Raw genomic sequence first — 24,958 nt, 5'->3', positions numbered from 1 at the left:
CACGCGCATGGCGACACGCGTGCATGGCGCCGCGACGGGGCGCGTGTAGACTGCGGGCACCGGTGCGAGTCCCGGAGGAGACAATGGCTGCCACAAGCCCACAGACGGGTGCCGCCCTGTCGGAATGGTCGTCGACGCAGCATCCGATGCAGCAGCGCTACGACGCCTGGGCCGGCGTGCTCGGCGAATACTTCCTGCCGTGGTCGGTGCAGACGCGGGCCCAGCCGGACTTTCGCGCACGTGTGCGCCAGCGCCGCATCGGCGATGCGCGGTTCCTGCGCTGCCGCTGCGAACCGCTGTCGGGCTACCGGGCCGCCACCGAACTGGCGCGCACGCCCGGCGACTTCTACAACATCCTCTACGTCGCCTCCGGCGCCGAGCGCCTGCGCCTCGACGGGCGCGAGGTGTCGCTGCGCGCCGGGCAGTTTGTGCTGTGGGACTCGGCGCGGCGCATGGACTTCGAGGTGCTACGCCCGCTCGACAAGCTCACGCTGATGGTGCCGGAAGCAGCCTTGCGCGCCGTGCTGCCGAACGCTGCCGATTACGTCGGCGTGGCACAGGACGGCCGCAGCGGGCTCGGCGCACTGTTCGCCGGGCATCTGCGCAACCTGACCCGCGAGGTGTGGACGCTGCCGGATTCCGAGGCCTGCGGCATCGTCGCGCCCACGCTGGAACTGTTCGCGCAGTCCTGCCTGCATCGCGACGGCCGGCGCCGGCCGCAGGGCCGCGAGCTGCTGCGCCAGCAGGTCTGCGATTTCATCCGCGGTCACCTCGCCGATCCGGAACTCACGCCAGCGCGCATCGCGGCCGCACACCGCATCTCGCTGCGCTACCTGCATGCGCTGTTCGCGGAGCAGCCGCACAGCGTTGCCGACTTCGTGCGCGGCGAGCGCCTGGAGCGCTGCCGGCAGGCGCTGGTGAACCCGGCGCTGGCGCACTACTCGATCACCGAGATCGCCGCGCACTGGGGCTTCGACGATCCGGGGCACTTCGCGCGCCTGTTCCGCCAGCGCTACGACGCCTCGCCGCGCGGCTATCGCGCTGCGTCTGCGGCTCAGTCGAAGTAGACCGGCTCCACGCCGCTGATCTTTCCGACGCGGGCGCTGCGGTGCACGCGCAGCTCGCCGGCTTGCTCGAACACGATCGGCCCGACGACGCTGTCGGCCCCGACGGTCACGCGCGGCTTGCCTTTTGAGGTCTTCGATCCGCGCGCCTCATGCACGGTGATCGCGCCGATCTTCGAGCCGCGCCCGGTCTCGATCTCGCCGGAAACGATCTCCAGCGCGCCGCGCACGCGCGCGCCGTCGAGCAGGATGCGGCCATTGACGGTGACCACGCTCTCGTCGACGTCGGCGCCGCGGCCGAGGCGGATGTCGCCATTGACCGTCTCCAGGTCGCCGCTGCAGCGCAACTCGACACCGGCGACGATGTCGCCGTTCACCGTCTCGGCACTGTCGATGCGCACGTTGTCGCCGACGTGAATGTCGCCGTTGACCGTTTCCAGGTCCTCGCCGCGGCTGTCGTCGCCGAGAAACACCGAGCCATTGACCGTCTCCAGGTCGCCGACGACCGAGTTCGCGCCCACCCGGATGCTGCCGTTGACGGTGTCGAAGCTCGAGCCGGGCGAGTCGATGCGCCCGACGTTGATGTCGGCGCAGGCGGCCAGCGGCAGTGCGAGCAGCGCCGCGAAGGCGAACGGTCGAAGACGAGACATGGCGGGCTCCCTGCAGTCGATGAACCGCGCTTTGACGCCTGGCCGGCCGCGCGGGTTTGAATGCTCAGCGCGCGAACCAGGCCACCGCGGCCGCCGCGGCGATCACGGCGGCCACGAAAACCCACGCAGACAGCGGGCGGCCCGGCGCAGGCGGCACCGTGGCGTCAAGCAGTTCCTTGGCCTGCTTCAGGCCGAGCCGGTTGCGTTCGCGCAGCAGCTTGATCGCCGCGATGCGCTGGCCCGACTGCGCGAGCTGGCGCACTTCCTGATCCACGTGCCGCGACTGCGGCGTCGAGGGTGACGGCGGCGGACGCATCGACGTCAAGGTGCCGGACAGGCGCTCGACTTCCGCCTTGGCCTCGGCCAAGCCCAGGCCACGGGTCTCGCGCAGCAGCTTGATCGCGTCGAGTTTGCGGTCGCGGGCGATCAGGCCGAGCACGTCATCATCGTTCGCCGTCATCGGTCGTCCCCTGCGTGTTCCGGCCACAGCGCGCGGTGCGCCGTCTCCACGCCATAGTAGTCGCGGAGCAGTGCGTACAGCTCGGCGTGGTGACGCGCCAGCGCCGGCCCGCGCTGGAAGAAGGCCTCGGTGACCACGCCAAAGAACTCGCCCGGACTTTCGGCGCCGTAGGGGTCGAGCACCGGCGGACGGCGGTGGCGCTGCAGGCGCTTGAACTCGCGATCCATGATCTCCGACCAGCGCGCGTAGTCGCGCATCGCCGGCGCGCCTTCCGTTTCCGGGTTCTCGTCGTCGAGCTGGTGTGCGAACTCATGAAGCACGACGTTGACTTCGTCCCCGTCCAGCGCTGCCTGCACGTCCGCCCACGACAGGATCACGCGGTCGCCCTCCCAGGACTCCCCGAGCTGCTCGACCGGCTCGTCGCTGACGAGCCCGAACTCGTCCGGTTCCTCGTGGCGCACATAGAAGCGATCCGGGTACAGCAGCACCGCGCGCACCATCGGGAACAGCCTTGCGCCGTCGCGCAGCAGCAGCAGGCAGGCGAGGCCGGCAACGGCGATGCGCATGTCGTCGGTGACCTCCAGGCCGTTGCAGCCGACGAAGCGCTTCTCGCGCAGGAAGCGGCCGACCGCGTTCCGATACCGGTCCTTCCGCTCATCGGGCACAAGCGCCGCCTGCGGGACCAGCGTGTCGATGCGTTCGCGCCAGCCAGCCGGTTCCGCGGCGACGACGCGCGGCGGGCGCGACCGGAACATCCAGCGCAGCAACAGCGCCAGCGCAATCGCCAGTGCGACGACGGCCTCGGGAGCGACGTTGCTCAATTCAATGCGCTCGCCGCACCGATCCCCTCGCCCGCTTGCGGGAGAGGGTGCCCCGAAGGGGCGGGAGAGGGCCGCGCGTAGCGCGGTGACGGCTGAGCCGTCCCTCCCGCCAATGCGTGATTACCGGGCACAAATCTAGGCCGGCACCAGATTGGCGACCGACAGCATCAGCCACTTGCTGCCGGCGGATTCGAAACGCACTTCCACACGCGTGCGCTCGCCATCGCCGTCGAACTGCAGGATCGTGCCCTCGCCGAAGCGTGCGTGGCGCACGCGCTGGCCGAGGTTCAGCCCCTGCGGGCCGCTGGTCTGACGCATGCTCTGCGGCAGTCGCGTGCGGCTGATCGGTGCCGATGCCGCACCCCATTTCCGGCGATATGGCTCGCGCACACCGGGCGCGAATGCGGGGCGCGAGACGTGCGCGCGCGGCCGCAGCTCGACGATCGCCTCGGCCGGAATCTCGCGCAGGAACTGCGACGGCGCGCTGATCTGCTCCACGCCATGCAGGCGGCGCAGCTCGGCATGGCTCATGTACAGCCGGCGGCGCGCGCGCGTAATGCCGACGTAGCACAGGCGCCGCTCTTCCTCGAGGTTGCCCTCGTCGGTCGCGCGCGCATGCGGGAACAGCCCGTTCTCCATGCCCACCATGAACACCACCGGAAACTCCAGGCCCTTGGCCGCGTGCAGGGTCATCAGCTGCACGCAGTCCTCGCCCGGGCCGGCCTGCTGCTCGCCGGCCTCGAGCGCGGCATGCGTCAGGAAGTTCGTCAGCGGGTCGAGTTCCGGCTGTCCTTCGGCCGGCGGTTCGATGGATAGCTCGAAGCTGCGCGTCGCCGAGATCAGTTCGTCGAGGTTCTCCAGGCGTGCTTCGGCCTGTTCGCCGCCCCCGCGCGTAGCGCGGGATTCGGACAGTGCCCCTTTCTCGTAGTGACCGCGCAGGCCGGAACGCTCGATCACGCGCTCCGTCGTCTTCGACAGCGACAGCTCCTTCGTCTCCGTCGCCATCGACTCGATCAGCGCGACGAATTCGCGCACGCGCGCCGCGGATCGGCCCAGCGCCGCATCGCCGCCGACGCGCGCCGCCGCCCACAGCGACAGGTTGTGACTGCGCGCGTAGTCGCGCAGCTTCTCCACCGTCGTGCTGCCGATACCGCGTGTCGGCACGTTCACCACGCGCTCGAAACCGCTGTCGTCGTCACGGTTGTGCAGCAGCCGCAGGTAGGCAAGCGCGTCCTTGATCTCCTGGCGTTCGAAGAAGCGCAGGCCGCCGTAGATGCGGTACGGCATGCGCGCACGGATCAGCGTCTCTTCGAGCACGCGCGACTGCGCGCCCATGCGGTACAGCACGGCGGTATCGTCGTAGCGGTGGCCGCCATCCACGTGCTCGCGGATGCGGTTGATGACGAACTCCGCCTCGTCGTACTCGTTGTAGGCCGCATAGAGCTGCACCGGCTCGCCGGCGCCGGTGTCCGTCCACAGCTCCTTGCCGAGCCGCGAGGTATTGCGCGCGATCAGGCCATTGGCAGCGTTGAGGATCGCGCCGGTGGATCGGTAGTTCTGCTCCAGCCGCACGATCTCGCAGCCGGGAAAATCCGTCGGCAGCCGCATCATGTTCTCGACGCGGGCACCGCGCCAGGAGTACACGCTCTGGTCGTCATCACCCACCGCGAACAGCACACCCGTCGGTCCGGCCAGTGTGCGCAGCCAGCGGTACTGCAGCGTGTTGGTGTCCTGGAACTCGTCGACGAGGATGTGGCGGAAGCGGCGCCGGTAGTGCACCTGGATCTCCTCCACGTCGCGCGTCAGCTCGTAGGCGCGCAGCAGCAGCTCGGCAAAGTCGACCACGCCCTGACGCTGGCAGGCCGTCTCGTAGGCGGTGTAGATGCGCACGAACTGGCGCTGCGTGTAGTCGCCTTCGTCGGCGAAGTGCTGCGGTCGGCGCGCCTCCTCCTTCTGCGCATTGATCCAGCCCGCCACGGTCTTCGGCGGCCACTGGTCGTCCGGCAGGTCCAGTCCCTTGAGCACGCGCTTGACCAGTCTTACCTGGTCGTCGGCGTCGAGAATCTGGAAGTTCTGCGGCAGATCGGCTTCGCGATAGTGCATGCGCAGCATGCGATGCGCGATGCCGTGGAACGTGCCCACCCACATCGCCCGGATCGGCACATCCACCAGCTGCTCGATGCGCGAACGCATCTCCGCCGCCGCCTTGTTGGTGAAGGTGACCGCGAGAATCGACAGCGGCGAGACGCCCTCCGCCGCAATCAGCCAGGCCACGCGGTGCGTCAGCACCCGCGTCTTGCCGGACCCGGCCCCGGCGAGCACCAGCCGGTGCTCCGGCGGCGCCATCACGGCGTCACGCTGGGCGGGATTGAGCGAGGCGACGAGGGGGGAGGTATCGAACGAGGAGAGACGCATCGGGCGATTTTAACCGCCGGGGGCTGCGGACCACCGGACACGCACAATGACAGAATCGTTTACAGCTTCAATGCCTCAGGAAGCTGCCGTACCCGCGACCTGCGTGACTGGCGGCTGACATTGACATGGTCGAACGCATGCGAGGTTCAAGGACGTTTCCGCCGAAGGCGAGGATGTCCCCTCGAACCAGTAGTTGTCGTTTCGACGCTGCGAGCACGGGCTGTCAGCTGCTTCGGTTTCAGCAGCCGCTCGGCCCTCATCACGTACAGGATGTAGACGCGCTCGCCGTCCTCTCGATAGAAGACACGGCAGGGAGGTTCGATTATCTGCCGGTAGCGCCAACCTTTCAGTTCGGGAGGCTTGGGTCCGCTCTTGGGGTGTCGCGCGAGCTGCTCGACATGCCGAAACACCTTTTGCACCAGCGCCCGAGCCGCCTCGGGATTCTCCAGCGCAATGTAGTCGGCAATGGCGTCGAGATCGGTGAGCGCCGGCTCGGTCCAGACTACCTGAGCCATCTGGCCATGCGCTTCTTCGCTTCGGCATGAGAAACGGTACGACCTTCCTCGATGGCCTTCTCTCCTCTGGCGATACCTTCCAGCAAGCCCATTCGCTGCTGCAAGGCTTCATACGTCTCGACGTCGACGAGATAGGCGCTGGGCAGGCCGTGCTGGGTAATGAGGATGGGCTCCCGGCTCTGCTCGATCTCGGACAGAAGCTCGGTCGCTTGGCGTTTGAGGGTAGTAACGAGTTCAGTGCGCATGAAGTGATACTAAAGTGGCACTTCGAGATGGGCAAGTCGCGCAGGTTCAGCGGCGAGCCCGCACAAGGCAGGTCATGCCGCAAACCAGGGCCCACTGACGCAATAGGTGATGCCGGCGAATCCGGTGACGCCGTTGGCGCCGGGGCCGCGCTGGGAGCTGAAGTAGAAGTGGCGGCCGTCCGGCGAGAACGCGGGGCCGGTGACTTCGCTGCCTTCCTGCCCGGCGAGTTCGATCATCGGCAGGATGCGGTTGTCGCGGGTGATGGCGACGGCCTGCTGGTTGGCTTCGGACTTGTCCTCGACGACGATGAGGTCGCCGCCCGGGGTGATGACGATGTTGTCGACGGAGTCGAGGATCGGTTCGGCGAACATCGCGTCGTCGTAGATGCATTCGACGGTCTGCGCGACCGGGTCGTGCGCCCAGATGCGGCGGTCGCCCTTGGTACCGAAGTAGACGATGCCGTCGTGATACCAGATGCCTTCGCCGCCGTCGAAGGCGGTGCTCTCGGGCACCTGCAGGCGCGTCGGATCGCCGGTGAGCACGCCGCCGAGTACGGGATTCGGGTTGGGCACGGTTAGCCATTCGACCGGCAGCGGGCCGAAGGTGCCGGGGGCATCGACCTCGTCCTGGGTGGCGAGCACGCGCATGACCTGCAGCGTGCCGGCGGTCAGGTCGGCGCGGCCGCCGACGTTGGGCGTGTCCGGCACGAAGCGGTAGAAGCGGCCGTCGGACTCGTCCTCGGTTTCGTAGACGTAGTTCGTGCGCGGGTCGACCGCGGCGGCTTCGTGGGCGAAGGTGCCGAGCGCGCGCAGCGGGCGCGCGAGCGCGTTGCCGAAGGGATCGCACTCCCAGATCAGGCCCAGCTCGTATTCCTCGCCGGAGAACCAGGTGTTCCACGGCGAGATGCCGCCGCCGCAGTTGATGCGCGAGACCAGGCCCGACAGCACGTTGTAGCCGTCGACGATCTCGCCGCTGGCATCGAAGCGCAGCGCGTTGGCGCCGCCCGGCAGGAACTCGCGGTTGGAGACGTAGATCCAGCCACCGTCGTCGGTGGCGTAGGTGGCTGCGCCGTCCGGGTCGGTGTGCCACAGCAGGCTGGTGTTGGGCACGATGCGGTTGGCCTCGGCGATCACGCGGGCGGTGAAGCCTTCGGGAATGCGGATGCCGATATCCAGCGGTTCGCCGAGCGGGCCGATGTTGCCGAGCCGGCCGGCGCCGCCCGCGCCGCTGCCATTGCTGCTCGATCCGCAGCCGGTCAGCGCGCGCGCCAGCGCGAAGTAGCCGACAGCCTGTGCGCCGCCGCTGAGCAGCTGGCGGCGGGAGATCGGACGTTTCCAGGGCGAGGCGGATCGGAGCAGCATGGCGGGCGGCAGGGTGCGGGAAGGAACGCACCAGCATAGTCGCCGATTGCGACACGCCGATGAAGTGGGCGATGCCCGCACCCGGCCTGCGGCCGATACACTGCCCGGACATCGACGACGGGGGCATGACCATGAAGACCATCCTCATCACCGGCGCCAGCACCGGCATCGGCAGGGCGACCGCGGAGCTGTTCTTCGCGCGCGGCTGGAACGTGGTTGCGACCATGCGCACGCCCAAGTCCGAACGAGAGGACGGCCGCTGGCTGGTGACGCGGCTGGACGTGACCGATGCCGATTCGATCGCCGCCGCGATCAAGGCCGCCAACGAGCGTTTCGGCCGCATCGACGTGCTGGTAAACAACGCCGGCTACAGCCTCGTCGGCACCTTCGAGTCGATGGATGAGGACCGCATCCAGCGCCAGTTCGAGACCAATGTCTTCGGCCTGATGCGCATGTGTCGCGCGCTGATCCCGCAGTTCCGCGAGCAGGGCGAGGGCACGCTGGTCAATGTCGCCAGCATGGGTGGGCGGCTCACGTTCCCGTTCTACAGCGTCTACCACGCGACCAAGTGGGCGGTCGACGGTTTCACCGAGTCGCTGGCCTTCGAACTCGCGCCGCTGGGCATCCGCGTGAAGCTGATCGAACCGGGTGCGATCAAGACCGACTTCTACGAGCGCTCCGCGGATTTCGTCCACGACCGCGAGCTGAGTGCGTACAACGCCATCGTCGACAAGGGCATGCGGCGCATGGGCAACGCGGTGAACAAGGGGGCGGAGGCCGACGCCGTGGCCGATGCGATCTGGAAGGCCGCGACCGACGGCTCCTCGCGGCTGCGCTACGTCATCGGCAACGACGCCAAGGGCCTGCTGGCGATGCGCCGCGTCGTGCCGGACGGGGCGTATCGCAGCCTGATCGCGAAGCAGTTGTTGGGGTGAGGGATCGTGTCTTTGCGAGTGCCGATGGCACTCGCAGCGATCCCGAACGCCCGGCCAAGGATGGCCGGGCAGGGGCTTCGGTCGGCGCTGCGGTTGCGCCACGGATGGCTTGAGCGAAGCGTCATGGCTGCGGCTTGAGCCGCGCCTTACTGCAGCTTGATCAACAAGGCCTCGATGCCGTTCTCGTCGAGGCGCGCCATCGTCGACTGCACCTTGCGCCAGTCGTTCTCCGGGCCGACGCGTACGCGGTAGTAGGTGTCCTTGTCGTCGATGGTCACGCTTTCGATGCGTGACTCGATGCCGATCAGCGCAAGGCTGGCCTTCTGCCGCTCGGCATCGTCCTGCGCGCGGAACGAGGCCACCTGGATGATGTAGCGGTCGCTGCCGGCCGGCGCGGCGCCGGGCGCGGGGGCATCCGGGTCGCGCGCCTGTTCCTTGGGCACGACGACTTCCTGGCTCTTGAGGATCTCGTAGAAGGTGAAGCGCGCCTTCTCCTTCGGCGGCAGCGGGATCGGCGCGTTCTTGTTCGGCTTGGCCGGCACGACCGCCGGCTCGGTGCGCACAATGGTCTTCTGCTCGACCGGCCGCGAGATGTAGACGAAGGCGGCGACGACCAGGCCGGCCGAGAGGCCGACGACCATCCAGATCCATCCCGGCAGCCCGCTGCGGGCGGACGATCCGCGGCCCCGGGCCTGATGCCGGCCGCTGCTGCGGCCGCGCTGTGCGTAGTCGCGGGCCATGGTTACATCTTCTCCGGCGCGGACACGCCGAGGATTGCGAGGCCGTTGCGGATCACCTGGCCGGTGGCCTGGATCAGCGCGAGGCGGGCGGCCTGCAGCTCCGGATCGTCCTCGACGAGGAAGCGGTGCACGTTGTAGTAGCTGTGCAGGGCCTCGGCGACGTCCTTGAGGAAGAACACGACGGTATGCGGCGTGTACGCCGCCGCTGCGCGCTCGAGCATCTCCGGATAGCGCGCGAGCAGCGTCAGCAGCGCCTTCTCGTGCTCGTTGGTCAGCCGGTGCAGGGTCAGGCGCGCGGTATCCGCGTCCCACTGCCCGTTCTTGTCGGCGAGCTGCTGGAACACGCTGCAGATGCGCGCATGCGCGTACTGCACGTAGTAGACCGGGTTGTCGTTCGACTGCGAGCGCGCGAGGTCGATGTCGAACTCCAGGTGCTGGTCGTGCGAGCGCATCAGGAAGAAGAAGCGCGTCGCATCGGCGCCGGCCTCGTCGATGAGGTCCTGCAGCGTGACGAAGTTGCCGCTGCGCTTGCCCATGCGGCCGCTCGACAGCGTGACGAACTGGATGAGCTGCACGTTGAGCGCGTCCTTGCGGCCGGTGAGCGCCTCGATGGCGGCGCGCACCCGCGCGATGTAGCCGTGGTGGTCGGCGCCCCAGACGTCCATCAGCACCGGCGGCACGCTGCTCTCGCCCTGCGTGCGCGCGAGCTTGTCGATGTGGTACGCGAGATCGTTGCAGAAATAGGTCGCGGCGCCGTCGGCCTTGACCAGCACGCGGTCCTTTTCGTCACCGAAAGCCTCGGTGCGCATCCACAGCGCGCCGTCCTTCTCGTAGGTGAGGCCCTTGTCCGCGAGCTGCGCCAGCGCCTTGGCGACGAAGCCGCTGTCGACCAGGGTCTTCTCCGAGGTCCACTGGTCGAAGCTCACGTTGAAGTCCGCGAGCGTCTTGCGGATGGTCGCGAGCTGGTCGGCGAGTGCGGCGGCCTGGATCTGCGCGTAGCCGTCACCGAGCAGCGATTTCGCGCGCTCGATCAGCGCGTCGAGATAGCGCTCCTGCTGCGTCTTGGCCTCGTCCTTCTGCGCGTCGGTCGCATTGTCCGGCGTCGCCGGGTCGGGCGGCAGGCCGGCCAGCACTTCGGCGGCCGGCTTGCGGAAGGCCTCGCCGTGCTGATCGATGAGCGTCGCCGCGGTCTGCCTGATGTAGTCCGCCGGGTAGCCGCGGCGGGCAATTTCGAGGGTCTCGCCGCAGGCCTGCAGGTAGCGCGTCCACACGCTGGTCGCGAGCACGTCCACCTGGCGGCCGGCGTCGTTGATGTAGTACTCGCGCCACACCGTCCAGCCGGTGGCGGCGAGCAGCTTGGCCATGGAGTCGCCGTAGGCGGCGCCGCGGCCGTGGCCGACGTGCATCGGTCCGGTGGGATTCGCCGAGACGTACTCGACGTTGATCCGCCCCTTGCGCCCCGAATCGTCGCAGCCGTAGGTCTCGCCCTGGGCGAGCACCTCGGACACCACCGACTGGAATGCCGCCTGCGCGAGAAAGAAGTTGATGAAGCCGGGGCCGGCAACCTCGACCTTGGCCACGCGCGTCGACTCCGGCAGGTGGCGCATCAGGATTTCGGCGATGGCGCGCGGCGGCTTGCCCAGCGGCTTGGCGATCTGCAGGGCCAGGTTGGTCTGGAAGTCGCCGAACTTCGCGTCGCGCGTCGCGTCGAGCTGGATCGTCGGCGCCAGATCGGCGCCGGCGTCGGCCAGGGTGCGCTTGAGCGCCGTGGCCAGCAGCTCCTGCAGGTGTTCTTTCATCGATACCGCTCGCAGCAAAAGGCCGCGAATTCTACCCCTTACGGCAGGCCGTCACGGGGCGGGGCGCGGTTCTGCCGGTTGCGCGCCGGCCGGGTCGGTGCCGTGCACCCAATCCAGCAGCGGAACGACCCATTCGTCCTGCGGCAGGAAGAAGGCGCCGTGGCTGCGGCCGGTGGCGATGGCGATTTCGGTGAAGGACGCCTCGCCGCCGCCGGACAGCAGCGCCGCGCAGCTTTCGCCGAGCGGGTCCGAACGCTCGTGGATCGACAGCACATGGGCGGAGAGCGTCAGCGGCCCGCGCATGCCGGGTGCGCAGCCGGCCAGCACGACCAGCCGCAGCGGCTCGGGCAGACCGGCGGCGGCGAGCATCGCAATGGCCGCCCCCTTGGAGAAGCCGACGACGACGATGCGCGGCGCCGGCACGCCGGCGGCGAGCAGGGCGCGCACCTGCTCCTGCACCGCTTCGGCGTCCTCGCGCACGCGGCTGCCGGGTGCGCGCTGTCGCGCGACCACGATCGCATCGCGCGCCGCCAGCGCGCGGCTCACCGCTTCCAGGTCGTAGAGTCCCCACTGCGGGTGCATCGCCCGCGGGCCGCGATCCTCGATGATCCGTCCGTGCAGGTAGAGCAGGTAGGTTGCCGACGGGTCGACGGTCATCGGCAGCGAATCGAGCACGGGCCCGGCGCCCGCGGCGGCACCCCCGGCCAGCAGCAGCGCCGCCGCGAGGCCGCGGCCGGCGATCAGCCCGCGCCGGCGCAGGGACATGCGAAGGCCAGCACGCCGATCAGCACCGCCGTCGGCAACAGCAGCAGGCCGAACATCCAGGCGACGCCGGCGGGGTGCGCGAGGTTGACGGTCCAGCCGAGGCCGGGCCGTGTCTTGGGCACCCAGATGCGCGGGTCGGCCTTGCTGAAATAGACGCCGAGCGGCCCGCGCGTGCTCCAGTTGGCGGGGTTTTCCCACTCGGCCTGCTGGATCTGTTGCGGCGTCACGATGCGTTCCTTGACGGGGTCCGCCGCCACTGTAGCGCGCATGGACGATCGGTGGGCACGACATTCGCCCGTCTCTGGCGCGGATCGTGCGTCCACGCCTGTCAGACGTGGCCGATCGGGCCGCGCGGGAGAGAAAACACCATGACGATCCGTAGTCCACTGCCGCTCGCGGCGGTGCTGGCGCTGGCCGCCTGTGGCGGCAGCGACCGGCCCGGCCCGGCGCTTCCCACGAGCGAGGCCGAGCCCTTCGCACTGATCGAGGCCGACCTGTTGCAGGTCCACGACGCACTGGCCGGAAGGCGAACGCTGGCCGACGGCAGCACGCTGAGTTGCGTCGGTCTCACGCAGATGTACATCGACCGCATCTTCGCCTACAACGACGCGCCGCAACCGAGCGGCCTGCTGCCGGTGCGCGGCGTGCTGATGATCAATCCGCATGCGCTCGACGAGGCCGCCGCGCTGGACGCGCTGTATGCGCGCGACGGCGGCATCGGCGAACGCGCGCTGCACTGCATGCCGGTGCTGCTCAAGGACAACTACGACACCTACGACCATCCGTCCACGCAGGGCTCGTACGCGATGCTCGGACATCAGGCCGGCGTCGATGCGCATTCGGTGGCCGGTCTGCGCAAGGCCGGCGCGGTGATTCTCGGCAAGGCGAACCAGGACGAGTTCGCGTTCTTCACCACCGGCTTTTCCGGTCGCGCGATCCAGGTGACGAACCCGTACAACACCAGCCAGAGTCCGGCCGGATCGTCGTCGGGCACCGGCGCGTCCATCGCCGCCAATTTCGCGCTCGGCGGCACCGGCTCGGATACCTGCCAGTCGATCCGGCATCCGAGTTCGGTCAACGGTCTGGTCGGCATCCGCCCGAGCCTCGGCGTGATCTCGCAGCACGGCATCTTTCCGCTGTCGCACCAGCGCGACACCGGCGGGCCGATGACGCGCACCGTGCGCGACGCGGCACTGATGCTCACGGCGATGGCCGGCGTGGACCCGCGCGACCCCAAAACCCTCGACTACCCGGCCGAGGCGCGTCCGGCGTCCTACGCCCGGTACCTCGACCGCGCGACGCACGGCGTTGCCGGCCGGCACATCGGCGTGCTGCGCCAGCTCGGCAGCAACACCAGTCCGGCCGGTACCGATGCGCAGGGTGCGTTGATCGCCGCGGCGGTCGAGCAGCTCGCGGACATGGGCGCGATCATCCATGACGTCTGGTTGCCGGACTTCGCCAGCCTGGGCGCCGGTTCGCGGCATTTCGACATGAACGACTACTTCCGCCAGTTCGAACTCGAAGGCGGGCACAGCGCGCGCCACTGCGTCAGCAGCACCTTCGCCACCTCGGCCAACGGTCGCGAGTCCTGCCTGCTGCGCGACGGCATCGTCGAGACGCTGCTGGTCGATGCCCGCTCGGCCGGCATCATGGGCACGGTGGCCCTCTCCGATCCCGACCAGGAGCCGACCGAGGCCGAACTGCAGGCCATCGTCGACATGCGCGCCTACGTCACCGGCGTCATGGACGCGCTGGTCGACGCCGACGGCGAACCGGTGCTCGACGACAGCGGCGCGCCGGTGCGGCTCGATGCGCTGCTGCTGTCGCCGGGCCCGACCGGCGGACGCACCTGCGATTTCGGCTCGACGACGCAGATGGGGTCGATCGTCGTGCCGGTGGGCTTCGACGAGACGGTCGGCGTACCGCGCGGCATGGAGATTTTCGTGCGCCGCTTCGACGAGGGCACCGGCATCGGCATCGCCTACGACTACGAGCAGGCCACGCATCACCGCGCGCCGCCGGCGCTGCTGCCGTCGCTGCTCAGCCTGCACCCGAGCATCGCCGCGTTCAATGCGCATCAGCAGCAGGCGCTGATGACGGCCACCTCGGTCGCGCCGGAGGATCTGCCGGTGGAGGTCTACCTGCAGGCGCTGCGCGAGCTGACCGGAACCTGAGGCGGCGTCACATCAGATCGTAGGGGTCCACGTCCACCGACCAGCGCAGGCGGCGCGCCTCCGGCATCTGCTGGAGCCTCGCCACCGCCGCGCCGAGGCTGCGGTGCAGCGCGGCGCGGCTGGCGGACTGCAGCAGCAGCTGGGCGCGCGCCAGGCCGGCGCGCCGTTCCATGCCCGACGGCAGCGGCTCGTAGACGGTGACGTCGGGCGCCTCGAAGCAGGGGCGAACGAGCTGCAGGAAGCGCAGCGCCTGCCCTGCTTCGCGCGCCTCCGCCCGCAGCAGGGCCAGGTGTGCGTACGGCGGCAGGCCGGTGTCGCGCCGCTCGGCCAGCAATGCGTCGCACAGCGCGCCGTAACCGTCCCGGGCCAGCGTCTGCAGCAGCGGGTGTTCGGGCTCGTGCGTCTGCAGCCAGACCTCGCCCGGCTGGCCGGCACGTCCGGCGCGCCCAGCCACCTGGGTCACGAGCTGGCCCATGCGCTCCACGGCACGGAAATCGGTGCCGTACAGCGCCTGGTCGGCGGAGACGATGCCGACCAGCGACAGGCCGGGAAAGTCGTGCCCCTTGGCGAGGATCTGCGTGCCGACGAGGATCTGCGTCCGGCCGTCGCGGATGTCGGCGAGCTGGCGTTCGAGCGCCTCGTGGCTGGTGATGCGGTCCGAGTCGAAGCGCGCGACGCGGTACTGCGGGAAGCGGTTGGCCAGCGCCTGTTCGATGCGTTCGGTCCCCGCGCCGACGGCGATCAGGCTGGTCGCCGAGCATGACGGGCAGTGGCGCGGCACCGCCTGCTGCGCACCGCAGTGATGACAGATCAGGCGGTTGCGTCCCCGGTGCAGGGTCAGGTGGGCGTCGCAGTGCGTGCACGGGGCGTTCCATCCGCAGGCATGGCACAGCAGCACCGGCGCATAGCCGCGCCGGTTGAGAAACAGCAGCGCCTGCCCGCCCTGGTCGAGATGACGGTCGACAGCCTGCAGCAGCGGCGGGGACAGGCCGTGATCCAGCGGCAGGCCGCGGACGTCGAGCACCCGCACCTGCGGCGGCGGCGTGTCGTGGACGCGGCGCTGCAGGCGGATGTGGCGATAGCGTCCGCTGCGGGCGTTGTGCAGGCTCTCCAGCGACGGCGTCGCGGTGCCGAGCAGCACCGGCACGTCGAGCCGCTGCGCGCGCAGGATGGCGACGTCGCGCGCCGAGTAGCGGAAGCCGTCCTGCTGCTTGTACGAGGTGTCGTGTTCCTCGTCGACGACGATCAGCCCGAGCCGTGCGAACGGCAGCCATACGGCGGATCGCGTGCCGACGACGATGCGCGCGCGCCCGTCGCGGGCGCGCAGCCACACCTGCTCGCGCGCGCGATCGGTCAGCGTCGAGTGGAAGCGGTGGACGCCGTCGCCGAAGCGCTCGCGCAGCCGCGCATCGAGCTGCGGGGTCAGGCTGATCTCCGGCGCCAGCAGCAGCGCCTGGCGGCCCTCGGCGAGCGCGGCCTCGATCCGCCGCAGGTAGAGCTCGGTCTTGCCGCTGCCGGTCACGCCTTCCAGCAGGTGGACGGCAAAGCCGGCATCGCCGGCGGCCAGCCGGTCGAGCGCTGCCGCCTGCTCGGGCGTGGGTGTCGGCGTCCCACTTGCGGGCGTCGCCGCCGGCGCGTCGGCGGCTTCGATCCAGCCGGCGTCGAGTGCGCGGCGCAGCACCGCCGCCGTGGCGACCAGATCGGCGCGGGACCGCGGCGCGGTGCTCAGGGCCTGCAGCAGGCTGCGCTGCGCGCGGTGTCGCGGCGGCAGGGTCTCGAGCGCCGCGCGTCCGGCCGCGGTCAGCGCGTAGCCCTCGGTCTGCGCGGTGGCCGGCATCGCGCCGCGGCGCAGCGCCGCCGGCAGGGCGGCAGCGAGCACCTCGCCCAGCGGGTGCAGGTAGTAGTCGGCGGCCCACTCGCACAGCGCGAGCAGTTCCGCCGGGATCGGCGGCTCGTCATCGAGCACCGCCTCGATGTCGCGCAGTTCGTCGGCGCCTTCGGGCAACTCGCGCGGTGCGCCGACGACGACACCCACCAGCGTGCGCCGCCCGAACGGCACCCGTACGCGGCAGCCGCGGCGCAGCCGGCCAGCCAGCGCCGCGTCGACCCGGTAGTCGAAGCTGCGACGCAGCGGAACCGGCAGGCAGATTGCCGCGGCCAGCATGCTCAGAGCCTGTGGATAACTGTGTGGATGCGCGATCCGTCGCCGGAGTGGCCTTTATCGGCCGCGCGGCCCAAGCGCGCCATCATCGTCCGAGTTCCCGGAATATCATCATCACAATCATTGGCTTGCAAGAACATGACGAGATTTTGACGGAAGTCGGACTTGATTATGTCGGCCGCCCGTGATCCTGCTGCGTTGTGCATAAGGAACGCCCGGTCACATGTGCGGACCCGCATCATATCGGTGCGAAACCCGGTCCGCAGACCGGGTGGACTGCTAGTCTTGCGCGCCATGAATCCCCCCTTCGGCCGTCGATCCGGAGCACCGCTCACCCGTCCGGCCCGGCCGGCGGGAGGGCGCGGGCGCGCGACGTGAGTCCCGCCGCGCGTGCGCTGCCGGCGCTGATCCTCGGCGCCGTGCTGATCGGCCTGGCGCCGATCTTCGTGCGGCTGGTGGAGGTCGGTCCCAGCGCCGCTGCCTTCTGGCGTCTGGCTCTCGCGCTGCCGCTGCTCGGGCTGCTGCTGGCGGCCCGGTCCGGCGATCGGGACGGTGCCGGACCCGGCGGGTCCCTGCGGTCGCTGCGCTGGCTCTGGCTCGCCGGCCTGTTCTTTGCCGGCGATCTTGCGGTCTGGCACCAGTCGATCGAGTTCACGTCGGTGGCCAACGCCACGTTGCTCGCGAACATGGCGCCGGTCTTCGTCACCCTGGCGGCGTGGCTGCTCTACGGCGAGCGCATCAGCCGCGGGTTCGCCCTGGGCCTCGCGCTGGCGCTCGCCGGCGCCGCCTGCCTGGTGGCCGACAGCCTCAGCGTGAGCCGGCAGACGGCTTTCGGCGATCTGCTCGGCGTGCTCGCGGCGATGTTCTATGCCGGCTACATCATCGGCGTGAGTCGCCAGCGTCGCGTGTTCGATACCGCGCAGGTCATGTTCTGGACCACGGCGGCGGGCGTGCTCGTCACGCTGCCGCTGGCGCTCGCCCTCGGCGAGACGATCTGGCCGACGTCGGCGCGCGACTGGGCCTTGCTCGTCGGCCTGGCGCTGCTGTCGCATGTCGGCGGCCAGGGCCTGATCGCCTATGCGCTCGCCCATCTGCCGGCCGCGTTCTCGTCGGTCAGCCTGCTCGTGCAGCCGGTCGCCGCGACGCTGTTCGCCTGGCTGCTGCTGGCCGAGGTCTTCGGTCCGCTGCAGGCGCTGGGCGGCGCCATCGTGCTCGGCGGCATCCTGCTGTGCCGCCTGGCGATGCTGCGCCCTGCCGGCGTCATGACGGCGAAATCCCCGCCGGGATAGCATCGGCCGCGCAGGGCGCCCGAAGACGCCCGGAACGAGAGAGGCAGGCAGATGAGATCGGCACTGTGTGCGGTTCTGGTCGTGCTGGGTACGGCGGCGGCGTCCGCCGGCGAGCCGCAGGTGCTCGAGCCGGCCCTGCAGATGAACTGGCAGTTCGGATCGCGCGCGATGTCGGCCGCGCCGCAATGGCGACTGGGCCTGTATCCCGGCGATCTGGCGTGGCGGCGGATATGCGCGGACCTGGGTATGCGCGAACTCGCGGAACGGTCTCCCCGCCCGGAGCTCCTGGGCCTGCAGATCGGCGGCACGTCGCGCTGGCATCTGGGCGGACTGGCGCTGGACGCGACCGAATCCTCCGGGCCGAACTGGCCGCTGCGCATCGGCATCGGTGTCGCTGTGGCCGCCGGCGTCTGGGTCGTGGCGATCGACAAGGTCGGCGAGGCGCTGGCCGAGGGCCTCGGCCCGCAGCCGGGTGAAACCGACGACGATGACGATGCTCAGGGCGGCATTCTCTGCATCGACGGCCAATGCGTGCTGCCCTGCGGCACCATCGGACCGGTCAACGGCTGTAACGGCGGCTGAGGTCCGCGGTGACACGCGCGGGCGCAGGCCCCGCTGCGGCAGGGCGAATCAGGCGCGTTCGCCCGTCCAGTCGTGCCGGGCGGCGAACAGGCCGATCAGGACCGGCAGCAGCGAGTAGACCCAGGGCGAGAACGGCGCCGTGGCGCGGAACTGCGCCAGCGCCGCCGACGCCAGTCCGCTGCCGCAGAGCAGGCTCCAGATGACGCACTCGCCGATCACCGCGGATCGGGTGGGCCCGGCCCCGGCGAGCTGACGCAGGCCATTGGCGAAGAGACCCAGCACCGCGGCCGACATCGCCGCGAAGCCGAGGCCGTAGAGGGTGAACAGTCCGGCGAGATCGGCGCCGCCGAGCCCGGACGGCTGGCCGCGGAAGTAGTCGACCATCGATCCCGCCATGATGCGCAGCGGATAGACGTAGACCAGCACGAGGAAGACCAGCGAGAAGGTCAGCAGCACCGATGCGGTGTCGCCGCTGCCGCAGAGACGGCGCCAGCGCAGGTGCGCATGCCAGAACATGCCGATCAGGGCGAAGCCGACCGCGAAGGCGGGAATGTCCCAGACGGCCTGGCGCAGCGCGTCGAAGCTCGCCGGGGCGTCACCGCCGCCGATGACCAGCAGCGTCACCGCGAACGCGAAGGCGGCATCGGTGAACGCGTCGATACGCGCCGCGCTGTTGTCATCCGTTGATGCCGGCTCCGGGCGCATCCGCGGATTAAAGCGGTCCGCACCGGCGCCGGCAAGCGTCGCGCCGACGGCGGGCGTATGCGGGATGCGACCTCAGGTCGCGTCGCGATAGAAGGCGACGATCTCGGACAGCGTCGCCTGCATGTCGCCGCGGCGGTAGCCGAGCAGGGCGGTTTCGGCGGCGTCCGGCTCGTAGTGGATCGTGCCGCCGCGACCGGCGTAGAGGATGGCGTCCGGCAGCAGCGGGTGCTCGCGGTCCAGCACCGGCAGCGGATCGTTTCTGCCGGCGGCGCGGAACAGGGCGCCGAAGTAGTCTGCAAAACCGAGGTTCTCGTCGCCCACGAGATAGGCGTGGCCCGGCGCGCCGCGCTGCAGTGCACCGGCGATGGCTTCCGACAGGCTGCGGGTGGACATGAAGTTGACGCCACCGGGAATCGCGAACGGCGGGATCTGCGGCAGGCGCCCCAGTGCGTAGGCCGCGTGCGCCGCCAGCCCCGGCACCACGAGCCCCGGAACGGTGCCCGCGACGAAGGGTGCGTTGACGCTGCACACCGCAAAGTCGTCGCCGGCCAGCGCGCGGGCACCGTCGTCCGCGAGCTTGCGCCCCCGCACATAGGCGTCGCGATCGACGAGGGCCGGCATGGCCTGCGGATAGAAGCTGCCGACGAGAACCGCGCGCCGGATTCCGGCGTCGCGTGCCTGCGAGAAGAAGCGCGGCACGCCCTCGGCGTTTGCGCGCTGCCAGTGCGCGTCGGCATCTGCGTCGGGCGGCACGTGGCGGATGTCGTTGCCGGCGCAGAACACCAGCGCGTCGAACCCGGCGAGTGCGTCCGCCTCCGCGTGGAGATAGTCCAGCGGCGCGAACGGCAGCGCCGCCATCGGCGTGGCCGCTGGCGGCGGATGGCGCGCCGCAATGTGCACCGTGTGCCCGAGTGTCCGCAGGTGCAGTGCGGCGTGGCCGCCGATCAGTCCGGTGCCGCCGACGACGAGAATGCGCAAGGCCATCGTCTCAGGCCGCCGGCGGGCGCTGGCCGCCGCAGAGAATGGCAGTGACGCGCTCGGTGTCCATGTATTCCTTGAATTCCACGACCTTGCCGTCGCGGAAGCGGAACAGGAAGTGGTACTCGTTGGTGTAATGCTGGCCGGAGGCGTGTCCGCCCTCGGATTCCGCCTCGACGGCGACGCGGTCGTCCTCGGCGGTCATCGTGCGGATGTGGAAGCGGATGCCGGTGGGGAAGGCCTCGAAGATCGCGCCGGCGGCCGCCGTGATCTGCGCCTTGGAGAACGTGCCGGAGATCAGCGTGCGTCCCATCGTCACGCAGCGCCCGTCCTCGGCGTACAGGTCCAGCAGGGCGGCGACGTCGCCGCGATTGAGGGCGTCGAAGAAGGCTTCGACCTGTCGCTTGTTGCTGCCCGGTGTCGTCATGCCTGCGCTCCGTCCGCGACCGTACCGGCGCAGTGTGTGCACGCGGAGCGCTCGTGCCCTCCCTGATTCGGAGTAGGTCAGTCGATGCCGTCGAGCCAGCGCAGCACCAGCGCGGCGGCCTCGCCGTCGGACAGGCCTTCGCGTGCCAGCGATGTCCAGGTCGCAAAGCGGACGGCGTGGCGCAGCGTTGCCGCCCGCTGCCTGCGCACGCGTGCCGCGCCGCGCCAGCCGGCGAGCAGGCTGTCGGCCAGTCGCTCGGTATAGGCGTGGAAGGCGGCCATTGGCGCCTGCAGGCCCGGCACGTCGGCTTCGTCGCGATGCGAGACCGTCCACATGCGCTGCGTCGCGCGGTAGTACGCGTATAGCGCACCGAGTCCGCTCGTCACCCGCCGCCGCGGGTCGGGTTCGTCCTGCCACTGCGCGGGGTCCGGCGGTGGATGCTCGCCGAGCCAGCGCGAGGTGCAGGCCTGGAACAGCTCGCTTTCGTCGGTGAAGTGCCGGTAGACGGTCAGGCGCTGCACGCCGGCGCGTTCCGCGATCGCGGAGATCGTCGCTGCGCGCGGGCCCAGTTCCTCGTGCAGGCGCATCGTCGCCTCGACGATGCGCGCATGGGTTTCGTCTCGGCTCTCGGCGCGCTTTTTCTGGACGTAGGGTCGTTTGCTCATGTGAACATCAGTGTATACCGAAATTGACAACGAGGCGTCGCCGCCGTACAGTCACATTCAGTGAACAACAATGTTCCATGAATTAATCCGACGATTGGAGATGCAGATGTCCGAACTCGACGATATCCCCGAGCCGCCACGGCAGACCGAAGCGCGGACGCTGGGAGACGGCATTGCCGTGCTGCCCGCCGTGCTGCCGGTCCCGGGACTGGGCCGGCTCGCGGTCAACGCCTTTGTCTTCGACGGCACCGAGCCGCTGCTGGTCGATACCGGTCTTGCCGCGCTGCACGAGAACTTCGTCGACGAACTGGCGACGCGCTGCGATCCGGCTGCGCTGTGCTGGATCTGGATCAGCCACATGGATGCCGATCACACCGGCAATCTCGTAGCGCTGCTCGAGGCCGCACCTCGCGCGAAGGTCCTGACCTCGTTCCTCGGCCAGGGAAAGATGATGCTGGCCGGGCTGCCGGTCGACCGTGTGCAGGTGGTCGAGGACGGCGTTCCGGTGCGCATCGGCGAACGCGAGCTGTTGCCGCTGCGTCCGCCGTACTACGACGCACCCGAGACCTTGGGTTTTCTCGATCGCGCAAGCGGCAGTCTGTTCGTCGCCGACGCCTTCGGCGCCGTCCTGCCGGAGGTACCGGCGAGTGCCGAAGCGATCGCGCCGGTGACCTTGCGTCACGGGCTCGCGCAGTGGTCTGCGCTCGACGCACCATGGCTCGCGCTGGCGCGGCGCGATGCGCTCCAGCGTGCACTCGATGCCATGACCCGCCTGCAAGCGCGGCGGCTGCTGTCCGCACATCTGCCGCCGGCGGCCGACACGGCTGCGCTGTGCCGGCACGTGATGAACGCGTATGACGCCGCAACGGCATCCGTCGTCGGCCGCGCCGCGTGACCGGTGCGGCGCCGCCTTCCCCGTTTCACTCCCCTCTCAAACCTTTCTTCTGGAGAACGACATGAATGACATTCCCGCCATCGCCGAACACAACCGCCGCGTCGTCGAGCACTTCCTTGCCGGTACCCACGCACCGGATCTCTCCGGCCTGTCGGTCATCGACGAGACCGTCGATCCGTCGATCCGCGGCTACGGATTCCCCGGCGGTCTGGATCCCGTCGACCTCGAAAGCTACAAGCAGTTTTTCCGCGTCTTCCGCGGCGCCTTCGGCAACATGACGTTCAAGATTCATTCGCTGGTGGCCGACGCGCATCACGTTGCGGCACGCTTCGAGGTCCACGTGGATCACGTGGCGCCGTTCGCCGGTATCCAGCCGGACGGGCGCCGGGTCGTCTTCGAAGGCATGGCGCTCTACGGCATGAAGGACGGACGCATCGTCCGCACCTGGCTGCAGATCGACCAGCTCTCGCTGCTGCAGCAGATCGGCGCCGTCCCGGTGGCGCGCGCAGCCTGATCCACGTCGCGGTACCGGGGCGCGGGCGCGCCCCGGTATCCTGCGAACGCAAACGAGGGGACCACCGTTGAACGAACTGGAACTGATCGCGAAGGCCGACGAGCGTGCCCGCCGCTATCTGGCCGGCGTCGAGGAGCGTCCGGCCTTTCCGTCGGACGACGCCGTGCGGGCCTTGGCGGCTTTCGACGAGCCGCTACCCGCTGTCGGCCACGACGCCGGGACGACATTGGCATTGCTCGACGAGATCGGATCGCCGGCAACGGTGGCATCGAACGGACCGCGCTACTTCGGCTTCGTCATCGGTGCGAGCCTGCCGGTGGCCGCCGCGGCAGACCGGCTCGCGCTGAGCTGGGATCAGTGCGCGTCGTCTGCGGTGAACTCCCCCGCGGCGGCGGCCATCGAGAGCACGGCCGCACGCTGGCTGCTCGAGATCCTCGACCTGCCGCGCGGCAGCGGCGTCGGCTTCGGCACCAGCGCCACCGCCTGCGGGCTGGCGTGCCTGGCCGCGGCGCAGCGCACGCTGCTCGGGCGCCTCGGCTGGGACTTCGACCAGGATGGCCTCGCCGGCGCACCGGAGCTGCGGGTCGTCGTGTCGGAGCTGGCGCACATCACTGTGCTCAAGGCGTTGCGCCTGCTCGGTTTCGGCATGGGTCGCGTCGTGCGCGCCCCGGTCGATGCGCGCGGGCGCATCGATCCGCTGCGGCTGCCGCCGCTCGACGGGCGCACCATCCTGTGCCTGCAGGCCGGCGAGGTGAATACCGGCGAGTTCGACCCCTTCGAGCCGCTCGTGGATGCGGCGCGGGCCGCCGGTGCGTGGGTGCACGTCGATGGGGCCTTCGGACTGTGGGCGCGCGCCTCACCGCAGCATGCCGCGCTGACCCGCGGAATCGAGCAGGCCGACAGCTGGACGACCGACGGGCACAAGTGGCTGAACACACCCTATGACGGCGCGTTGTCGATCTGCCGGGACGCCGATGCGCTCGCCGCGGCGATGAACGCGGACGCCGTCTATTCCACGGCAGCCCGCGATGCGCAGAAGAATCTGACGCTGGAGTTCTCGCGCCGCGCCCGCGGCGTCGCCATCTGGGCCGCACTGCGCACGCTCGGGCGTGACGGCGTCGCCGGAATGGTCGGGCGGCACTGTGACCAGGCGCGCCGCCTGGCCGACGGGCTGCGCGACGCCGGATTCGAAGTGCTCAACCAGGTGCCGCTCAATCAGGTGCTGGTCCGTTGCGATGACGACGCCATGACCCACCGCGTGCGCGACTCGGCCATCGCATCGGGCGAGATCTGGTTCGGCCCCACCGTCTGGCAGGGCCGGCCGGCGTTCCGTCTGAGCGTGAGCTCCTGGCGCACGCGCGACGAACACATCGACCGCGCCATTGCCGTGCTTGCGGCGGCCCGCCGCGACGCGGCCGGCTGAGGCCGGCAGGCTAGGCGGCCAGCAGCAGGGCCGCCACGAAGATCAGACCGCTCCACAGCATCGCGATCAGCGAGTAGCCGATGACGGCGCGCGCGGCGATGCCGGCGACGGTCAGCACCGGCAGCAGGATCAGCGGGTGAACCAGGTTGGTCCACTGGTCGCCCAGTGCCACGCTCATCGCCACCAGCGGCAGGTCGGCACCGAGCTGCTGCGCGGCGCCCATCATGATCGGCCCCTGTACGGCCCACTGTGCGCCGCCGGAGGGGATGAAGATGTTGAGGATGCCGGCGCTGAAGAAGCCGAGCACCGGCAGCGATCCGGTGTCGGCGATCGTCGTGAACAGGCCGACGATCGAGCCGGCGAGCCCGGAGCCGGCGATGAGTCCGGCGATGCCGGCATAGAACGGGTACTGCAGCAGGAAGGGCACGGCGATGCCGCCCCCGGCGACGACGTTCTGCGCGTACGTGCGCAGCGAGCCGGCGCACAGGATGCCGAGCATCAGCAGGGTGAAGTTGACCGAATTCAGCGTCAGCCCGGGGCCGTCGCCGGCGAAGTACCGGACCAGGGCGAGCAGTCCGAGTGCGACCACGGTTCCGGCGAGCAGGCGCGAACGTTCGAGCTTCGATGCAGGTGCGTCGGCGGACGCATCGGCATCCGTGACCTGTTGGGTGGATTCCGGCTCGCCCAGCGGATGGTCCGGCGCTTCACGGATCGCGTCGTCGGAGCCCGGGTGCAGGCGCCCCATCACCCATGGAAGGCTGACGATGACCAGCAGCGCGGTGATCAGGCTCCACCGCGAGAACAGCGTCTGCGAGGTGGCGATGATGCCGACCTGCGACTCCAGAAAATGACCGGGCGTCGCCAGCGTGAGGGGAATCGATCCGGACAGGCCCTGGTGCCAGACGACGAAGCCCGAGAATGCCGACGCCACCAGCAGCGGGTAGTGCACGCGCACGCCGCGTCGCTTGCATGCCTCGCCCACCGCGCGCGACAGGATGCCTGCAGCCACCAGCGCAAGCGACCACGACAGCAGTGCCAGTACGCCGGTGACGACCGAGACGATGGCGTAGGCCATGCGTGCGGAGCGCACGTGCCCGGCGATGCGCAGCAGCAGCCGGCGCACGATCGCGGCGCTCGCGAGCGCGTACCCGAACAGCAGCGTCAGGGCGATCTGGTTGGTGAAGGACAGCAGCGTCCAGAAGCTGTCGCCCCACAGATCGACGGCGGCCAGCGGCGCCATGCCGCTGACGGTGATCGCCAGCACGAAGGTGAGCAGGGTCAGGCAGACGGCGATGACCAGGGAGTCCGGGACCCAGCGCTCGAAGAAGCGCACCAGCAGTCCGATCGCCGTATTCATCGCAAGCTCCCCCGGAT

The 24,958-nt window shown here is 69.8% G+C and carries 25 protein-coding genes; 8 read left to right on the top strand and 17 right to left on the bottom strand.

What is annotated here, in order from left to right; genetic code table 11:
• The first annotated feature begins 83 nt into the window (after positions 1-83).
• The gene (locus tag C8D93_RS18010) at positions 84-1,067 is read left to right on the top strand and encodes an AraC-like ligand-binding domain-containing protein (RefSeq protein WP_170124097.1); all 984 of its coding nucleotides are present in this window, start codon (positions 84-86) and stop codon (positions 1,065-1,067) included.
• On the opposite strand, the gene C8D93_RS18005 is transcribed toward C8D93_RS18010, so the two are convergent.
• The 7 genes from C8D93_RS18005 to C8D93_RS17975 all read right to left on the bottom strand — a co-directional run bounded on the left by C8D93_RS18005 (position 1,055) and on the right by C8D93_RS17975 (position 7,532).
• Positions 1,055-1,714: a DUF4097 family beta strand repeat-containing protein gene (locus C8D93_RS18005; protein ID WP_110266630.1), complete on the bottom strand. Its 660-nt coding sequence runs from the start codon at positions 1,712-1,714 to the stop codon at positions 1,055-1,057. The genes C8D93_RS18010 and C8D93_RS18005 overlap by 13 nt on opposite strands.
• A gap of 64 nt (positions 1,715-1,778) precedes the next feature.
• Positions 1,779-2,174, bottom strand: a complete 396-nt coding sequence (locus C8D93_RS18000; RefSeq protein ID WP_110266629.1) for a hypothetical protein — start codon at positions 2,172-2,174, stop codon at positions 1,779-1,781.
• Positions 2,171-2,995 (bottom strand): M90 family metallopeptidase, encoded by an 825-nt coding sequence (locus C8D93_RS17995; protein WP_245903982.1) that lies wholly within the window; start codon positions 2,993-2,995, stop codon positions 2,171-2,173. Before C8D93_RS17995 ends, C8D93_RS18000 begins: the two co-directional genes overlap by 4 nt.
• A gap of 135 nt (positions 2,996-3,130) precedes the next feature.
• Positions 3,131-5,410: a DNA helicase II gene (gene uvrD, locus C8D93_RS17990; RefSeq protein WP_110266628.1), complete on the bottom strand. Its 2,280-nt coding sequence runs from the start codon at positions 5,408-5,410 to the stop codon at positions 3,131-3,133.
• Positions 5,411-5,556: 146 nt separating this feature from the next.
• Positions 5,557-5,925, bottom strand: a complete 369-nt coding sequence (locus tag C8D93_RS17985) for a type II toxin-antitoxin system RelE/ParE family toxin (RefSeq protein WP_110266627.1) — start codon at positions 5,923-5,925, stop codon at positions 5,557-5,559.
• Positions 5,913-6,170, bottom strand: coding sequence for a type II toxin-antitoxin system Phd/YefM family antitoxin (locus tag C8D93_RS17980; protein ID WP_110266626.1), 258 nt, complete (start codon positions 6,168-6,170; stop codon positions 5,913-5,915). Before C8D93_RS17980 ends, C8D93_RS17985 begins: the two co-directional genes overlap by 13 nt.
• A 72-nt stretch (positions 6,171-6,242) precedes the next feature.
• Positions 6,243-7,532 (bottom strand): alkaline phosphatase PhoX, encoded by a 1,290-nt coding sequence (locus C8D93_RS17975; protein ID WP_110266625.1) that lies wholly within the window; start codon positions 7,530-7,532, stop codon positions 6,243-6,245.
• Between the two features lie 125 nt (positions 7,533-7,657).
• Here C8D93_RS17975 and C8D93_RS17970 point away from each other — a divergent pair, with 125 nt between their 5' ends.
• Complete coding sequence (locus C8D93_RS17970; protein ID WP_110266673.1) at positions 7,658-8,467, top strand: SDR family oxidoreductase; 810 nt, start codon at positions 7,658-7,660, stop codon at positions 8,465-8,467.
• Positions 8,468-8,613: 146 nt separating this feature from the next.
• Here C8D93_RS17970 and C8D93_RS17965 read toward each other — a convergent pair whose 3' ends face one another.
• The 4 genes from C8D93_RS17965 to C8D93_RS17950 are packed head-to-tail and all read right to left on the bottom strand — an operon-like array spanning position 8,614 to position 12,040.
• Positions 8,614-9,207 (bottom strand): SPOR domain-containing protein, encoded by a 594-nt coding sequence (locus tag C8D93_RS17965; RefSeq protein ID WP_110266624.1) that lies wholly within the window; start codon positions 9,205-9,207, stop codon positions 8,614-8,616.
• Between the two features lie 2 nt (positions 9,208-9,209).
• Positions 9,210-11,006, bottom strand: coding sequence for an arginine--tRNA ligase (gene argS, locus C8D93_RS17960; protein ID WP_110266623.1), 1,797 nt, complete (start codon positions 11,004-11,006; stop codon positions 9,210-9,212).
• 51 nt (positions 11,007-11,057) lie between these two features.
• A complete protein-coding gene (locus C8D93_RS17955) occupies positions 11,058-11,771 on the bottom strand; it encodes an alpha/beta hydrolase (protein ID WP_110266622.1) in 714 nt (237 codons plus the stop codon).
• Positions 11,747-12,040, bottom strand: a complete 294-nt coding sequence (locus C8D93_RS17950) for a DUF5808 domain-containing protein (protein WP_146216649.1) — start codon at positions 12,038-12,040, stop codon at positions 11,747-11,749. The genes C8D93_RS17955 and C8D93_RS17950 overlap by 25 nt, the downstream gene beginning before the upstream one ends.
• A 99-nt stretch (positions 12,041-12,139) precedes the next feature.
• Between C8D93_RS17950 and C8D93_RS17945 the strand changes: the two genes are divergently transcribed.
• Positions 12,140-13,945: an amidase family protein gene (locus C8D93_RS17945; protein WP_110266620.1), complete on the top strand. Its 1,806-nt coding sequence runs from the start codon at positions 12,140-12,142 to the stop codon at positions 13,943-13,945.
• A 7-nt stretch (positions 13,946-13,952) separates the two neighbouring features.
• On the opposite strand, the gene C8D93_RS17940 is transcribed toward C8D93_RS17945, so the two are convergent.
• Positions 13,953-16,109 carry a primosomal protein N' gene (locus C8D93_RS17940; RefSeq protein WP_110266619.1) on the bottom strand — a complete coding sequence of 719 codons (2,157 nt, stop codon included), beginning with the start codon at positions 16,107-16,109 and terminating at the stop codon, positions 13,953-13,955.
• Between the two features lie 371 nt (positions 16,110-16,480).
• Between C8D93_RS17940 and C8D93_RS17930 the strand changes: the two genes are divergently transcribed.
• Together C8D93_RS17930 and C8D93_RS17925 are read left to right on the top strand one after the other, a co-directional pair.
• Positions 16,481-17,395 (top strand): DMT family transporter, encoded by a 915-nt coding sequence (locus tag C8D93_RS17930; protein ID WP_211307412.1) that lies wholly within the window; start codon positions 16,481-16,483, stop codon positions 17,393-17,395.
• 51 nt (positions 17,396-17,446) lie between these two features.
• A complete protein-coding gene (locus tag C8D93_RS17925) occupies positions 17,447-17,977 on the top strand; it encodes a hypothetical protein (protein ID WP_146216648.1) in 531 nt (176 codons plus the stop codon).
• A 48-nt stretch (positions 17,978-18,025) separates the two neighbouring features.
• On the opposite strand, the gene C8D93_RS17920 is transcribed toward C8D93_RS17925, so the two are convergent.
• The 4 genes from C8D93_RS17920 to C8D93_RS17905 all read right to left on the bottom strand — a co-directional run bounded on the left by C8D93_RS17920 (position 18,026) and on the right by C8D93_RS17905 (position 20,752).
• Complete coding sequence (locus C8D93_RS17920) at positions 18,026-18,682, bottom strand: TMEM175 family protein (RefSeq protein ID WP_110266616.1); 657 nt, start codon at positions 18,680-18,682, stop codon at positions 18,026-18,028.
• A gap of 72 nt (positions 18,683-18,754) precedes the next feature.
• Positions 18,755-19,660, bottom strand: a complete 906-nt coding sequence (locus C8D93_RS17915; protein ID WP_110266671.1) for an NAD-dependent epimerase/dehydratase family protein — start codon at positions 19,658-19,660, stop codon at positions 18,755-18,757.
• Between the two features lie 10 nt (positions 19,661-19,670).
• On the bottom strand, positions 19,671-20,087 hold the full coding sequence (locus C8D93_RS17910; RefSeq protein ID WP_110266615.1) for a nuclear transport factor 2 family protein: 417 nt from the start codon (positions 20,085-20,087) through the stop codon (positions 19,671-19,673).
• A gap of 77 nt (positions 20,088-20,164) precedes the next feature.
• The gene (locus tag C8D93_RS17905; RefSeq protein ID WP_110266614.1) at positions 20,165-20,752 is read right to left on the bottom strand and encodes a TetR/AcrR family transcriptional regulator; all 588 of its coding nucleotides are present in this window, start codon (positions 20,750-20,752) and stop codon (positions 20,165-20,167) included.
• Positions 20,753-20,858: 106 nt separating this feature from the next.
• Between C8D93_RS17905 and C8D93_RS17900 the strand changes: the two genes are divergently transcribed.
• The 3 genes from C8D93_RS17900 (at position 20,859) to C8D93_RS17890 (ending at position 23,584) form a co-directional block, all read left to right on the top strand.
• Complete coding sequence (locus C8D93_RS17900; RefSeq protein ID WP_170124096.1) at positions 20,859-21,647, top strand: oxygen-binding di-iron domain-containing protein; 789 nt, start codon at positions 20,859-20,861, stop codon at positions 21,645-21,647.
• A gap of 61 nt (positions 21,648-21,708) precedes the next feature.
• Positions 21,709-22,161, top strand: a complete 453-nt coding sequence (locus tag C8D93_RS17895; protein ID WP_170124095.1) for an ester cyclase — start codon at positions 21,709-21,711, stop codon at positions 22,159-22,161.
• Positions 22,162-22,228: 67 nt separating this feature from the next.
• Positions 22,229-23,584, top strand: a complete 1,356-nt coding sequence (locus tag C8D93_RS17890) for a pyridoxal phosphate-dependent decarboxylase family protein (protein WP_110266611.1) — start codon at positions 22,229-22,231, stop codon at positions 23,582-23,584.
• Positions 23,585-23,594: 10 nt separating this feature from the next.
• Here the strand turns inward: C8D93_RS17890 and C8D93_RS17885 are convergent, their stop codons facing one another.
• Complete coding sequence (locus tag C8D93_RS17885) at positions 23,595-24,941, bottom strand: short-chain fatty acid transporter (protein WP_110266610.1); 1,347 nt, start codon at positions 24,939-24,941, stop codon at positions 23,595-23,597.
• Positions 24,942-24,958: the final 17 nt, after the last annotated feature.

Source organism: Sinimarinibacterium flocculans (assembly GCF_003201205.1).
Classification (GTDB): domain Bacteria; phylum Pseudomonadota; class Gammaproteobacteria; order Nevskiales; family Nevskiaceae; genus Solimonas; species Solimonas flocculans.
The sequence above is the reverse complement of the archived record's forward strand: the minus strand, read 5'-3'. Positions and strand labels throughout refer to the sequence as shown.

Coding starts and splice junctions, on each gene's coding strand:
- C8D93_RS17895 (WP_170124095.1), top strand. CDS start 21,709: ATGAATGACATTCCCGCCATCGCCGAACACAACCGCCGCGTCGTCGAG.
- C8D93_RS17975 (WP_110266625.1), bottom strand. CDS start 7,532: ATGCTGCTCCGATCCGCCTCGCCCTGGAAACGTCCGATCTCCCGCCGC.
- C8D93_RS17910 (WP_110266615.1), bottom strand. CDS start 20,087: ATGACGACACCGGGCAGCAACAAGCGACAGGTCGAAGCCTTCTTCGAC.
- C8D93_RS17920 (WP_110266616.1), bottom strand. CDS start 18,682: ATGCGCCCGGAGCCGGCATCAACGGATGACAACAGCGCGGCGCGTATC.
- C8D93_RS17945 (WP_110266620.1), top strand. CDS start 12,140: ATGACGATCCGTAGTCCACTGCCGCTCGCGGCGGTGCTGGCGCTGGCC.
- C8D93_RS17980 (WP_110266626.1), bottom strand. CDS start 6,170: ATGCGCACTGAACTCGTTACTACCCTCAAACGCCAAGCGACCGAGCTT.
- C8D93_RS17965 (WP_110266624.1), bottom strand. CDS start 9,207: ATGGCCCGCGACTACGCACAGCGCGGCCGCAGCAGCGGCCGGCATCAG.
- uvrD (WP_110266628.1), bottom strand. CDS start 5,410: ATGCGTCTCTCCTCGTTCGATACCTCCCCCCTCGTCGCCTCGCTCAAT.
- C8D93_RS17985 (WP_110266627.1), bottom strand. CDS start 5,925: ATGGCTCAGGTAGTCTGGACCGAGCCGGCGCTCACCGATCTCGACGCC.
- C8D93_RS17950 (WP_146216649.1), bottom strand. CDS start 12,040: ATGCGCGCTACAGTGGCGGCGGACCCCGTCAAGGAACGCATCGTGACG.
- C8D93_RS18005 (WP_110266630.1), bottom strand. CDS start 1,714: ATGTCTCGTCTTCGACCGTTCGCCTTCGCGGCGCTGCTCGCACTGCCG.
- C8D93_RS18000 (WP_110266629.1), bottom strand. CDS start 2,174: ATGACGGCGAACGATGATGACGTGCTCGGCCTGATCGCCCGCGACCGC.
- argS (WP_110266623.1), bottom strand. CDS start 11,006: ATGAAAGAACACCTGCAGGAGCTGCTGGCCACGGCGCTCAAGCGCACC.
- C8D93_RS17940 (WP_110266619.1), bottom strand. CDS start 16,109: ATGCTGGCCGCGGCAATCTGCCTGCCGGTTCCGCTGCGTCGCAGCTTC.
- C8D93_RS17955 (WP_110266622.1), bottom strand. CDS start 11,771: ATGTCCCTGCGCCGGCGCGGGCTGATCGCCGGCCGCGGCCTCGCGGCG.
- C8D93_RS17905 (WP_110266614.1), bottom strand. CDS start 20,752: ATGAGCAAACGACCCTACGTCCAGAAAAAGCGCGCCGAGAGCCGAGAC.
- C8D93_RS17885 (WP_110266610.1), bottom strand. CDS start 24,941: ATGAATACGGCGATCGGACTGCTGGTGCGCTTCTTCGAGCGCTGGGTC.
- C8D93_RS17925 (WP_146216648.1), top strand. CDS start 17,447: ATGAGATCGGCACTGTGTGCGGTTCTGGTCGTGCTGGGTACGGCGGCG.
- C8D93_RS18010 (WP_170124097.1), top strand. CDS start 84: ATGGCTGCCACAAGCCCACAGACGGGTGCCGCCCTGTCGGAATGGTCG.
- C8D93_RS17970 (WP_110266673.1), top strand. CDS start 7,658: ATGACCATGAAGACCATCCTCATCACCGGCGCCAGCACCGGCATCGGC.
- C8D93_RS17900 (WP_170124096.1), top strand. CDS start 20,859: ATGTCCGAACTCGACGATATCCCCGAGCCGCCACGGCAGACCGAAGCG.